Genomic DNA, 12,189 nt, shown 5'->3' with positions numbered 1-12,189 from the left:
CCGATGGCCACTGGCGCGTTTCGTACTCTTTACTGCGAAAGATCGTCGACATTTAGCCGCGCAAAACCGCCCCAACGGGTTTCGCTGACGGATACGGAAGAACTACCTGTTCGTCGGTTCCGATAGTGGCGGTGAGCGGGCGGCGGCGATGTACAGCCTGATCGGTACGTGCAAGCTCAACAGCATCAATCCGCGCGCCTACCTCGAATACGTGCTCACTCACATCGCGGACCACAAGATCAACCGCATCGACGAGCTGTTTCCCTGGAACGTGGCCGACAAACTGAATCCGGCCGCGGCACCCACGCCCACCGTTTGACCGGGTAGATCCAGATAGATCGCGTCCACGATCGCCGATCATGGGCACGATCACCGGTGATCTATCCGGACCTCCCCACGCCCTCACATCATGCCCTACGCGCGCGCGAATCGCGGACCGGCCCTGCTGAGCCGCTTACAGTCATGCCCGGGAAGCTCGCTGTCCATCTGTGTGAGTGAACGCGCGACAATTCCAGCTTTCGGGAGGTTAAGCGTATTCGCTATCACGACGTATCCTTTGAGTGGTAGAAAAGGGCAGTTCCCATAGTGAAAATGACACGATGTATTATGGACGACACCATCGCGTCACCTGCGCGCTCAATCTCGCCTACCGATCTCCACGGCCATGACCGGAATAGCAATTTTGTGCTGCCTATAACAAAGCAACCCTAAGCCGCCTAGTGCCACGAAGATTTCCAGGTAGTGCGCCGGCATCATGGAGTCTCCTGTCGTAGCGACCAGCCAGGTCAAGATGAACGGCGAGAAACCGCCGAGCAACGCTGCCGTCAAGTTGTATGTCAGTGACATCCCGGTCGAGCGTACGCCGGTTGGAAACAGGTCCGCAATGGTAACGGCAAACGGACCCATGTGTGCCGCCTGGAGCAAGGCACGGGGCTTTCTTGGCCGTGCTGGGAGCATCGCTGTCGCGTAGTGGTTCACGAATTCCTGTGCCGTACGGCCAAGACCCGGTTCGTATCGGTCAGGTCGCGCAATCAGTGCGCGCGGATTATCTGGGACCAGCAGGCTCGGGGCGCCGCCGTAGAATTCCATGGCGCCGATAAGCCCGCCGATCCAATCGTGCGTGCCCTCCGAACGCGTCGCACAGGCATACGTATAGTTCGATGCGCCGAGCACAGCGACAAACACACGCGCACGAAACGCAACGCCACCGCGCCCGTCTAGGATGGGCACGGTGTGCCCGGCAAAGTCGGCAAACAGCTTCTCGCCGGCGCGGTGTTGCTGACGCACGGATCGTTTGAGCGTCTGCGCCCCGTCGCGGTAGCGCTGGCAGAACTGGGTGTAGCGGTAGGTACGCTCGCCGAGGTGCGCCTCAACGTACTCCTCCCACAATAGTTGCAGCGTCACGTTTGCGCGCCGCAACTCGCGATGAACGAGCGCGTAGTCCAGGTCGACGCGCCGGACCTGCGTATTTTGATCGGCCGGCAGCCTAAGCTTGGCCTCGAGTTCGTCGTCAGCCAGCGGTTCGGCGCTCGCCCAGTCCAGATTGACCGCGCTTGCACGCGCTGCATACGCCGATACCGTACCCACGCTGATACCCGCGTCCCGGCTGATCTGGCGGTGCGACAAGCCGCACAACCACTTCAGCCGCAGGACTTCTTTTAATTTGCGCATGCTCATCCGATGTGCCGGCATTACCTGTCCACTATAAAAGAGACAAGGCTAACGCCCGTCGTTGATGTCATACGCAACACCACCGCCAGACCGAAATAGCGTTCCTGTTTCGGTCCAGTGATCACTCGTTTCGGAAACGGTTGATCAGCGATCACCATCCACCGAAATGACTGATCACCTTCCTCCGGATTCACTGATCACGTTAAACCGGAATCGGTGATCACGTTCTCCGAAATACGCATCGTGTTCATTCACGGCTTTTGTCAGAGCCACTACAACTTTATAAAGCAGATCTCGGCTGAGAAACTGGCTGGATTTGATATCCTGGCCTATGACTTGCGGGGGACATGGACTTTCCGACAAGCCAGTGAATCCTGAGCAATATCGCCAGTCAGCCCTGTAGGGTGCCGACCTGCAAGCGGTGCTCGACATCGTGCCTGAGAAGCGGGCCGTTCTCATCGCGTGGTCCTATGCGGGGTACATTGTTGGGGACTACCTCAATGCCTATGGGCATGTCCGGATCGCGGGTGTCAATCTTGTGGCCGCAGCGATACGGAAACACGCTGATGCTGTGCCTACTGCCCTTGCAGAATCAAGAACGTAATTCAGGCTGGCGGGCGGTTGTCGCTTCGGCTGTGGCCCTTGCTACTGGGCCAAGCGACGATTAACATTTTCGGAGCTATCGTATTCCTGACGTCGGTGGCCAGAGAACTCGGGTTTTCACGGGGAGACATCTCGACTGCAATCGGGCCGTCGAATCTCGCTACAGCGTTTTCGATGCCGCTGTTCGGGCGCTTGGTGGACCGCTTTGGTGTACGGCGCCCCTGCTTATCTCCATTCTTCGGTTTGCCGCGGTGACGGCATCGTTCGCGACACTTCACGCGTCGGTCCCGATGCTGCTCGCGCTATTCGCAATTTCAGGCATTGCCGGAGTCGGACATAACCCTGGTGCCTACTCGCTGTCGTCTCGTCTTGGTTGACCGCCGACGAGGTCTTGCTGACCATCATCGTTTGTTCTCCTTGCGTGAGTTTGCACCCTCAGCAAGGGATTCGTTTTTCAGGGTCAGGCCGGTACTGACGCTACTTGACGTGTCAGGGGCGTCTTTCGGTCGCAAACGTAGCAACCAGATTCGCATCAAATTGTGTGTGTGCTCGACGCGCGGAAAGTGAGTTTAGCTATTGACCCCGTTCTCGGAATCGCCCTGGTGGTTCGCCAACGCTGCGACGAAAAGCGCGGTTGAAGGCCGCCTCCGAACCATAGCCCACTGCGAGGGCAATCTTGACTAGCGGCTGGTCAGTCTTGAGCAAGAGGTCGGAGGCTTTCGACATTCGTATTGCCGTCAGGAACTGGCTAGGGCTTTGACCAACAGCGGCAACAAAGCGCGATACGAATGCTGACCGCGAAAGGTTCGACATCTTCGCCAATCTTGCCGCACTCCAATCCTCTTTGACGTCGTGAAGCATAGAGCCGATGGCCTTGGTGACGACTGTGTCGCGAACGTCGAATACTTCGTGACGCGTAGCACGTATCTCTGCCAGGAAATGGTCCGTCAAGATAGTGACTAACAGTGCTTCAGCAAGGCGGATGGCGGAAACCTGTCCGAAGAATCCAGTACTACCGACGAGACGGAGCTGGCGTTCAATCAAGGAAATGGACTCGGCATGTATCCCGCTCAGCTTACTGATTTTGATAAACGGCGGCAGGGTATTGAGTATGAGTTCAGGAAACGAGGTTTCGAGATAAAATCGGATTGGAGTAATTGCAGTGACTTGACCGCCACCACCGTATACAAACCCGCCCGAAAACATGAAGCGGAGCCATTCTTCGGCAAGATCTGGAGCTGCAGGTTGGGACTGCTGGATGTCTTCAAGCGGAATTGCGGGGGTTCTAGGTGTATCGCACACAGTATGCGCATAAAAACGCGGCAACAGTATGAGGTCACCTGCTGCGAGAGAGATCAGCTCTCCTCTTTCTAATAACCTGACGCAGCAGTTGCCGCTACGGATATGGTACACGACCATAGCAGCCCGCTGACCGCGAACGGCGAGACCCCAAGGGGCAGTCAGCGTCGCATCGCCACAGAGGACACCGGACAATCGAATGCTCCTAAGCACGTCGTCAATCGGCAACTGAGGACGGCGTAGGTAGGGGTTGACGTTGTGCTGATCTCGATCCATAGATTGACTTTATGCCGAATATCTGATGCCGTCAATGCGGGCTATCGACATGCTGGTATCCCGAAATTCTATTGTGTCAATCCAGACCAGGTCCAGACAACTTGCATTCGGTCTGTGAAATTGTCGTTCACGAGATGTTGTCGCGAATCGCTGCCCCAATTCGCCCTTTGGAAGAATCGACCGCTCTACGCGAACTATACAGCTCCGCGAATATCCGGATCGGTTTGTATCCCGGGGCGTACTTGTAGCTCGGCAGACCAATCTCTCGTAGGGGTCCATCATTCACTTCTGTCAATTGAGCACTACATTCGATCAATGACGCCGTTTGACGGCCGGTCAACAATGTGAGCGCTCTAATTTGCATCTAAGGTTATCTCTCTACTAACACCGCGAGAGGCGGAATTATGTCGTCGGTCATCAAAAAATTCAGGAAAGCCAGGCCGCCCGCCATGGGGAAGCATCCGGGCTTTGGCCCGCGAACTGAAGTTATTGGGAACGTACTCATCGAAAGGGACGTTGCTGTCGAGATCAGCGGCTCCCGAAAGCTTTATGCAGATGTCTTCCGGCCGAAACACTCACAGGCAGTGCCAGCCATCGTCTGCTACGCCCCATTTGGAAAGCATCCACATCTTGAGATTGGTGAGCGGTGGGCGGGTTGTGATATTCCTTTCGATAAAATTTCGAAGCAAACGCCTTTCGAGGTATTTGACCCGATACGCTGGGCGGAGGAGGGATTTGCAGTCTGCGTGGTCGACGCGCTTGGGAATTGGTACTCAGAAGGAAAGGCAACTTTTTTTTCGCCTGAGGAGGCGCGCGCCGGCTATGACGTGGTCGAATGGTTTGGTCGGCAACCATGGTGTAGCGGGCGGATCGGCTGGGGCGGTGTTTCCTACTATGGCATGACCGCATGGGCCGTCGCTGCATTGCAGCCGCCGCATCTTGCAGCCATCTTGCCGTGGGACGCTGCCAGCGACGTGTATCGTGAATGCTTCTTTTCGGGCGGCATACCATCGGCACCATTGATCCATAACTGGATGCTTGTCACGGGCTTCGGAACCGATGAAGTCGAAGACATGGAGGCCGCCCTGCACGACCACCCCCTATTCGATGAGTATTGGCAGGAGCGAGTCGCCGACTGGGGAAAGATCCAGGTACCAACCTATGCGGTGACCGAATGGTCCAACAATTTGCACCTGCGCGGCACACTCGAAGCATGGAAGCGCATCGGTTCAAAGGACAAGTTTCTGGACATCAATGGGGGCAAGGAATGGGCCGAGTTTTATAGTGAATGGGCTTTTGAGCGCCAAAGAGCGTTTTTCGGACAATACCTCAAGGGCGAAAACAATGGCGTCGCAGGTTGGACGCCAGTGAGAATCGCTTTGCGAAGAAACGACCAGACATGGACGTTTCGCGATGAAGCGACATGGCCCCTGCCGGATGTACGCTATGTCCCGCTCTATCTGGATGCAAGTGATGGGAGTCTTCGCGAGGCTCCGCAGTCCGAGACTTCAGTTACAAAATACAATGCGACCGCTCTGAATGCCGCCTCGATTTTTGACTTCTGTTTTGACCGGGCGACCGAGATTACGGGGAACGTCAAGCTCAGGATCTGGCTGGCTGCAGATCTCGCTAACGATGCCGACGTCTTTGTGGCGATCGAGAAAGTGGGCCTAAATGGAGAGACAATTCCGTTTGTCTACAGCCAGATGTATAACGATGGACCAGGCGCGTTCGGCTGGCTGCGTGCTTCTCATCGTGAACTTGATGAAGGGGCGTCAACGCCATGTCAGCCAGTGCACAGGCACACGCGTCGCCTTTGGCTCACACATCTTGAACCGGTCGCCATGGAAATCGAAATCTGGCCAACCAACATCGTTTTTGAGTCCGGAGAGACGTTGCGTCTCATCATCAAGGGTTCGGAAGTGCACATCGTTCCAGGGGCCGAATTTGCGATTCGGCACTGGCCGCTTCACAACGATGGTCATCACCTCATCCATACCGGCGGGGTCTATGACAGTCATCTACTGATTCCTGTTATACCGACGCGACAAAGAGAATCTGGAAACAATCAATAGAAGTACGACCGTAGCGTAACCTCCGCCACTTCAGTTCGCGAACAGGAGACAAAATGATAAGGTTCTGGATCGTTTCTAAGCCCAGAGAAGGCGACAGCAAAGAGAACTTCGACTATCAGTGGGGCTGCGTTCATGTGGCGCTTATGCTCACTACCAGAAGTGTCATGCGAGGGTTTCATCGCTATGTGCAACATCGGGTTCCGGACGGAATTGAACACCATACTTTTCCATATGCCTTTTCTAGCCGGAACTGGTATTCATGTTCCGACCATGTTCTCGATAATATTCAGGCACTTACTGAGGGAATATTTGGAGATGAGGAGTACCCGCGCCGAATGCAACCCCATAAGTTTGGCGCCGACGATTTTGTTCTCGAACTCACGAGTGGTGGCGATCTGATCGCGAGCGCACCAGGATTTGCTCGTGGTCGGGGCGGAGTGAAATTGCTTAATTTCATCAAGCGAAGCGACGCTGTGTCCCAGCAGGACTTCGAACTCTGGTGGCGTCACACGTACGCTCCGTGCGTTGCCAATGCTGTCGCAGCGGGATTGGTCCTAGCCTATTCCCAATCCACTCAACTTCCCTTGGAAGCATCATCGTTCGGCGGAACGCTGTTCGAGAGGGGCGGAGTCCAGACGTACGCCGGCATCGAAGAACTTTGGTTTAGTGACATGCCTTCCATAAGTACATTCACGGAATGCCTTGACGGATACATCAGATCTGCGGACGTAGAACAGCACATTGATTCGGCGGGAAGTTTCTCAATGCCGACCGTTGAACGCGTAGTGTTTGATCAATCGGACAAGAGATATCGGCCTGCCATCTTGGATCCTGCCACGATCGAGTCGTCGGCCCATGACCAGGAAAGGAAATGGGGAGAATGGAACAAAGTCTTCCCCGTCAGTTGACAGGCTGCAAGAGTAACCGGATCGGTTGCGAGGATGAGTCCTGTTGCCGATCATGGCGCCTTCTTCTGCAGGTAATCCCGCTTGCGGTCTCGCGAGGGATAACCGCCGTGGAATATTATCGATGATTTTCTGTCTATATTAATTAGGTATGCGTAGCAAAATAAAGAAATTCTAAGAATAGAAAAGCGTTTTCAACTGGAGACAATCAATGAAAATTCTCAAAGCAGTACTTTTTCTGATTATCACTTCTCATGCTCACGGAGCTGAAAGTTTCATTTATGGCGGCCCGACAGGCGGCACTGACATTCAAAATGCGTTTCTCCCGCCGGCGGCGGGTTTCTATGGTGCACTTATCGCCGGGATGGCGACCGGGGATCGATATTATGGGGACAATGGTCGAATCGAACATGGAGTTACAATCAACTCAAACGCTGGCGTCGCGGCAGTTGGTCTGCTCTATGTCTATCCATTCAGAATCATGGGTGGCAGCGTAGGGAGCAGTTTGATGCAAGATTACCTGTACGGAGGGATACGCGCTAATGGAGTAGCACAGACCTTTAGCGGCGTCGGCGACATGTATTCGGATATATTGGTTTGGAGCAAACACATCGATGATGCTGGGGCGGGGCCAACAGGCGTTACGATTAAAGTGGCGTATTCCATGATTTTTCCGACCGGGAAGTACAACGAATCTGCACTCCATTCCCCCGGCAGCAATACTTTCTTCTACATACCGAACGTTGCTATTACGTATCTTGGGAGGAAGGATTTCCTTGGTGATGGTCTTGAACTGGATGGACATCTTTTTTTTAATATTCCGAGCGAAAATCACGCCGACGGCTATCAGAGCGGTACCGTTGCGGACGTCGACTATGCCGTGAGCGAGCGGTTCGGCCGCTGGCAGTTGGGACTTGCCGGCTACTATGCGTGGCAATTGGGTGGCGACTCGGAAAATGGACAATTCGTGCCACCGAATGGTCGGCATTTTAGCTCGGCGGCTCTGGGTCCAGTGATCGCGTATGACATTCCGTCACTCCGCGCAAACGTAAAGTTCAAGGCGCTCCTTCCCGTCTACACTCGGAATGGTCTCAAAACGACTACCGCGTACTTCGTGCTCAGCAAAGCATTCAAGTGAGCTGATTGGGGCCGGCGTGTGCGTCTTTACCTTGATGGTCCTCGCCGTGGTTTTTGGATGCACGGTTAAGCGCGATCGACAACTTACGCACTGCGGCGGCTTCGTTCATAGTAGTCGAGAGACTGCGATCACACCGGGCACTGGGACGATGCGAACTGTGGCCTTGCCCCCGTTTGGCGAATCCCATAACCGAGGATGTTATGCGGCCTTGCCTTGCTGTGCTGCGACCCAGTTCTGCTCGAAAGTCATTGGGCTGACCAACTACGCCATCACCAACGGAATCCTGTTGCGTTCGGACATCCACACGCTCTTTGATCTTCACTTGATCGCGGTCGATTCTGACTGTCGCGTGGCCATTTCGCGGTCCTTGGAATGGACGGAATACGCGCAATATCGCGGGCGTCGCCTTCTCGCGCTTCCTGCCGACCAGCAAGAACACCCGTCACGCGATTCGTTGAAACTCCATCATGACCTGTTGGTTGCGCGCGACAAAGCGCTGGACGATTGAAGACCCGTAGAACGCAAGAAAAATGTCAATTCAGGCACCCGGCGCCGACTGCGATGGAACTCACCGTCTGGCTGGACAGCGTGTGTCGGCGATCGATAGTGTCGCGCTACCTACGCTCAGTGCCGCACGACCGGCCGGACCAACCTCGGCGAGTGGCAATAGCACCGGCGGAAAAGCTGAACCGACCGATAGCAAGCACGACTCAGGCGAATAGTGGGAAGCCCTGTGTGCGAGAGTTCACAGGGGCTTCTCTGGATGACATGGTGTGGGCAACGGATATCAATGGAATGAGTGATTTGACATAAAATAAATGAGCAAAATTTTGACATGATTGATGTCAGAGCTTCATTCCATATCCTATTGTCGTGTTCTGCGTAGGCTCAGTGTTGGGCATCCAGTTCAGTGCGTCGGCGACGAATACGACGCGTACGACCACGATGACGATGCGGAGGCAGCGCGGACGACCCTCTGGAATTCAAGCGTTGGCCCCTGGGCGCCCAAAACCGGCGCAAGCCTATCCTGCAATCACTCATTTCCATTGCGGTTTTTGCCGCCCAGAGTAAACGTTTTGCGCGGAGGTAGCGGCTTTCAAGCAAATGACAGGTCAGGCCCCATAGAAACGCCGCGTCATCCCGTGCGAAGAAATGGCATAACGGCCGCCGCGAAAGCGTATACGCCGTGCGTTTCCGGGTGCGCTAAAAACGCGTTACTCCGTGCGTCGTGCCGTCCCGTTTCAGATAAAGTCGCGTGCGGGAAAGTTACGTACCTCGTGCGTACAGATGTACGTATCGGTGTGTGCCTTTTGCGTATCTCGTGCGTCAAGGTGGTTACGCCAGGCGCAAACCGCATGCGTTAAAAAATGTGCTTTGCCGGAACGATGCAACGCGTTCCGGCTGAGCACCGGAAAACAGCCGAAAGCGTATCGTCTGCGCAGGGCGGATACAGGACGTGGTGAGTGCCGTGCATAACACGAGGCGAAAGAAAAGTGTGATGCGCGTGCAAAGATGGCGAACCGCTCGCAAACCGCGTGCGTTGAGGGTTCACAAGGATGTGCAAACTGGTTGCGTTAACGGCAGTGATGTTGCGGCGTCAAGGTGTCAGTGTTCAGCGCAAACGCAATGCGTAACGGTGGTGACAAGGTTTCCACGATCAGCGCAAATCGCCTGCGCAATGACGGCGAATGGGAATGCGTCAGGGTGGAAACGTTGCGCGCGTACGACATGCGAAAAAAGTGCGTTGTTCCCCCGGGCTCTCATGAGTTCTCTGGAGTTCCCACGGCGTCTTGGGGCGCAAAAGGACGGCGTTGACAGGTGCGTTATGCGTGAGCAGGATGGTGCGCAGGCGGTGTGGTCCGACGTGCGCTGGAGGTGGCGATGCCTGTTGCCAGGGTCTATACGAAATCGCAATGGGATGCGTTTGCCCGGACGCTCGATGCGCTGCCGGAAAAACCGCAGGCCGAACGCGGCCTGAGTGTTCGCGAAGCGATGAAAGAGGTGCGTGCCCCTATCCGTCACGCGCAGGGGAAGGGATATACGCTGGAGCAGATCGCGGAGCAGGCGAAACGGGCAGGCATCGATATTACGGCAGGCGCGATCCGGTATGCGCTGCGTTCTGAAGGGAAGGGAAGCCGCGCAGGAAAGGGAAACAGCGCAGGCAGCATGGCGCGTCCGGCGACCGGAGCGCCAGCAACCGGAACTGCCACAACGCTGCCTCGCGCGCAGGGGGCAGCGCAACCTGGCGTGTCACATGCGAACAGCCCGCGCAATGAAGGTCGCACTGAAGGCCGCAATGAAGCGCGTCCACATGGGGGAAAAGCAGAAGTCAAACCGCAACCCATGCCGGTACAGGGCTCGCTCGTATTTGCGATCAAACCCGATACCGACGACCTGTAAAGGACGGCAATGGCAACGACCCTCAACCCCATCTATCTGGTAGGTGGCAGCAAAGGCGGCGTGGGCAAAAGCATCGTTGCGCTGGCGCTGGCCGATCACCTGCAACGGCGCGATACGAGCCTCGTACTGATCGAGACGGATACGTCAAATCCGGATGTCATGAAGGCGGTCCACGGCGAGATCGAATGCGCGGCGTTCGACCTTGACGAGGCGGATGGCTGGATTGGATTCGTCAACTACTGCGATGCGAAGCGCGATGCGGTGGTGATCGTCAATACGGCGGCGCGCAATCAGGCGGGCGTGGCGCGCTATGGCGCGACGCTGGCGAGCACACTCGATGAACTGTCGCGGCGGCTCGTCGTGTTCTGGGTCATCAACCGGCAGCGCGACAGTCTGGAACTGCTGCGCGAATTCGGCGTGACGTTTCCCGATGCGACCACTCACGTGATGCGCAACGCCTACTTCGGCACGGCCGACAAATTCACGCTCTATCAGGATTCGAACATCCGCAAGGGGATCGAAGCGAAGGGGAGGTCACTAGACTTTCCGGACCTTGCGGATCGCGTGGCCGATGACCTGCGCAGCCAGCGCCTGTCGGTGCGCAAGGCGGCAGAGACGCTGCCCATCGGGCAGCGTGCCGAACTGCTGCGCTGGCGCTCGCTCTATGACGCAATGTTTACCGGTGTGATTGGCGATGACTGATGGGACACCCGGTGTCTGGACGCGCCCGGGACGTCCACGCCGCTCGCGGCGCACCCACCCGCCCGATCCGCTCGCGCGCCTGTTCCTCGACGTGTCGGGCGAGGTCCCGGACGACGCGAGCATCGCGCGCATGCGACGCGTGTCGGCGGCGCTGAACCTGCACGATAATGATGCGCTGTGGTCGGTACTCGCCGTGCTCGAATACTATGCGCGGCTGTATGAGGTGATGCCGGATCGCATCAGGAAAGTGGGCGAAGGCGGCCTCGATACGATGCGCGTCGAAGTGAGGGAAGCGACGGATGTGCTGATGGCGCAGCACCGCGATGCGCTCGCGCGTTGCAAGGAAACGATACGGCTTGCCGAGCACATGATCCACGAGCATGAGGAACGCTACCGGGCCACTCTCGCGGGACTGAACGAGGCTGCGCTCGATGCGCTGGTGGACCGCGCCGCCAACCGGATCGCGCGGGCGGCCGGCAACCGTCTGATGGGCGCGTTTGCCGCCGCCACACGTGAGCAGCGCGCGCGACTTGACGGGGCCGTTGCGGCTTTCGAGCGGGCGACGCTGGAAGCGGGGCGGCAGGCGCAGGCCGGCGCGCAAATACTGGAGCGCCGGTACTGGCGCACGCTGAGGGCCACGCTGGCGCTCGGGTTAACAATGCTGGCCGGTGCGGCAGCGATAGCTGTCTGGCTGGCCGTGTGGCGGGGATAACAAACCGGTGCGACAGCGTGCGAGAGGCGCGAGAGGTGGAAAGGGGATCCCGGCCTGTCGCGTGATGCGCCAGGGCATGGCGTTGCGCCGTGCGATGAACGTGCTGATGTCCATCAGCAGCCTGACCAGATCGTCGGTCTCCAGTGCCAGCATGGGAGACACGAAGCCCGTGCCGGTGGCCCGCGTGACAGCAATACGGAAATGCTCGCCGTTGCGGTATTCATCGTCGGTCACTTCAACCGGGATTGTGAAAACGTGGCCGGAGCCGTCGTTGATCGCGATCACGATGACCCTGATGCATTGTTTCATGATTGCCTCTGTCCCGGTACACGCCTGACGGCATGCGGGAGTGCGGCGCAGTCCTGCCGGGCTGCGCCGGGTCGGCGGGTTCCACCGCACTGACCGGCG

Annotated in this window: 10 protein-coding genes and 2 pseudogenes; 9 read left to right on the top strand and 3 right to left on the bottom strand. The window is 57.0% G+C overall.

All coding sequences use genetic code 11. The annotated features are described in order from the left end of the window. Nucleotides 1-94: 94 nt before the first annotated feature. Nucleotides 95-319, top strand: a pseudogene (locus B0G83_RS36780) (transposase domain-containing protein); the annotation flags it as partial. A gap of 608 nt (nucleotides 320-927) precedes the next feature. Here B0G83_RS36780 and istA read toward each other — a convergent pair. Beyond that, nucleotides 928-1,692: pseudogene (istA, locus tag B0G83_RS36775) on the bottom strand (IS21 family transposase); the annotation flags it as partial. A 195-nt stretch (nucleotides 1,693-1,887) separates the two neighbouring features. On the opposite strand from istA, the gene B0G83_RS39675 reads away from it, so the two are divergent. After that, the gene (locus B0G83_RS39675; RefSeq protein ID WP_374954978.1) at nucleotides 1,888-2,049 is read left to right on the top strand and encodes an alpha/beta fold hydrolase; all 162 of its coding nucleotides are present in this window, start codon (nucleotides 1,888-1,890) and stop codon (nucleotides 2,047-2,049) included. Nucleotides 2,050-2,847: 798 nt separating this feature from the next. Here B0G83_RS39675 and B0G83_RS36765 read toward each other — a convergent pair. Then, nucleotides 2,848-3,849, bottom strand: a complete 1,002-nt coding sequence (locus B0G83_RS36765) for an AraC family transcriptional regulator (RefSeq protein ID WP_105512172.1) — start codon at nucleotides 3,847-3,849, stop codon at nucleotides 2,848-2,850. A 404-nt stretch (nucleotides 3,850-4,253) separates the two neighbouring features. Between B0G83_RS36765 and B0G83_RS36760 the strand changes: the two genes are divergently transcribed. The 7 genes from B0G83_RS36760 (at nucleotide 4,254) to B0G83_RS36725 (ending at nucleotide 11,781) form a co-directional block, all read left to right on the top strand. Continuing rightward, a complete protein-coding gene (locus B0G83_RS36760) occupies nucleotides 4,254-5,924 on the top strand; it encodes a CocE/NonD family hydrolase (protein ID WP_105512171.1) in 1,671 nt (556 codons plus the stop codon). Nucleotides 5,925-5,977: 53 nt separating this feature from the next. Then, nucleotides 5,978-6,832: a hypothetical protein gene (locus B0G83_RS38415; protein WP_146120364.1), complete on the top strand. Its 855-nt coding sequence runs from the start codon at nucleotides 5,978-5,980 to the stop codon at nucleotides 6,830-6,832. A gap of 208 nt (nucleotides 6,833-7,040) precedes the next feature. Beyond that, nucleotides 7,041-7,967 (top strand): transporter, encoded by a 927-nt coding sequence (locus B0G83_RS36745; RefSeq protein WP_105512168.1) that lies wholly within the window; start codon nucleotides 7,041-7,043, stop codon nucleotides 7,965-7,967. A 157-nt stretch (nucleotides 7,968-8,124) separates the two neighbouring features. After that, the gene (locus B0G83_RS39370; RefSeq protein WP_258168499.1) at nucleotides 8,125-8,475 is read left to right on the top strand and encodes an HNH endonuclease signature motif containing protein; all 351 of its coding nucleotides are present in this window, start codon (nucleotides 8,125-8,127) and stop codon (nucleotides 8,473-8,475) included. 1,373 nt (nucleotides 8,476-9,848) lie between these two features. Continuing rightward, complete coding sequence (locus tag B0G83_RS36735) at nucleotides 9,849-10,367, top strand: hypothetical protein (RefSeq protein ID WP_105512177.1); 519 nt, start codon at nucleotides 9,849-9,851, stop codon at nucleotides 10,365-10,367. Nucleotides 10,368-10,376: 9 nt separating this feature from the next. Continuing rightward, nucleotides 10,377-11,069: a P-loop NTPase gene (locus B0G83_RS36730; protein WP_105512166.1), complete on the top strand. Its 693-nt coding sequence runs from the start codon at nucleotides 10,377-10,379 to the stop codon at nucleotides 11,067-11,069. After that, a complete protein-coding gene (locus B0G83_RS36725; RefSeq protein ID WP_258168500.1) occupies nucleotides 11,062-11,781 on the top strand; it encodes a hypothetical protein in 720 nt (239 codons plus the stop codon). The genes B0G83_RS36730 and B0G83_RS36725 overlap by 8 nt, the downstream gene beginning before the upstream one ends. On the opposite strand, the gene B0G83_RS38405 is transcribed toward B0G83_RS36725, so the two are convergent. Next, entirely contained in the window at nucleotides 11,722-12,090 is a 369-nt protein-coding gene (locus B0G83_RS38405; protein ID WP_146120362.1) for a hypothetical protein, read from the bottom strand. The two genes, B0G83_RS36725 and B0G83_RS38405, sit on opposite strands and share 60 nt — an antisense overlap. Between the last annotated feature and the right edge of the window lie 99 nt (nucleotides 12,091-12,189).

The organism is Paraburkholderia sp. BL21I4N1, assembly GCF_002973525.1.
Classification (GTDB): Bacteria; Pseudomonadota; Gammaproteobacteria; order Burkholderiales; family Burkholderiaceae; genus Paraburkholderia.
Note: the sequence above shows the minus strand (reverse complement) of the source record. Positions and strands in the feature narration are given on the sequence as shown.

What these genes read in the sequence shown, in the direction of transcription:
- B0G83_RS36765 (WP_105512172.1), bottom strand. Translation starts at nt 3,849, where the DNA reads ATGGATCGAGATCAGCACAACGTCAACCCCTACCTACGCCGTCCTCAG.
- B0G83_RS36760 (WP_105512171.1), top strand. Translation starts at nt 4,254, where the DNA reads ATGTCGTCGGTCATCAAAAAATTCAGGAAAGCCAGGCCGCCCGCCATG.
- B0G83_RS38415 (WP_146120364.1), top strand. Translation starts at nt 5,978, where the DNA reads ATGATAAGGTTCTGGATCGTTTCTAAGCCCAGAGAAGGCGACAGCAAA.
- B0G83_RS36745 (WP_105512168.1), top strand. Translation starts at nt 7,041, where the DNA reads ATGAAAATTCTCAAAGCAGTACTTTTTCTGATTATCACTTCTCATGCT.
- B0G83_RS36735 (WP_105512177.1), top strand. Translation starts at nt 9,849, where the DNA reads ATGCCTGTTGCCAGGGTCTATACGAAATCGCAATGGGATGCGTTTGCC.
- B0G83_RS36730 (WP_105512166.1), top strand. Translation starts at nt 10,377, where the DNA reads ATGGCAACGACCCTCAACCCCATCTATCTGGTAGGTGGCAGCAAAGGC.
- B0G83_RS36725 (WP_258168500.1), top strand. Translation starts at nt 11,062, where the DNA reads ATGACTGATGGGACACCCGGTGTCTGGACGCGCCCGGGACGTCCACGC.
- B0G83_RS38405 (WP_146120362.1), bottom strand. Translation starts at nt 12,090, where the DNA reads ATGAAACAATGCATCAGGGTCATCGTGATCGCGATCAACGACGGCTCC.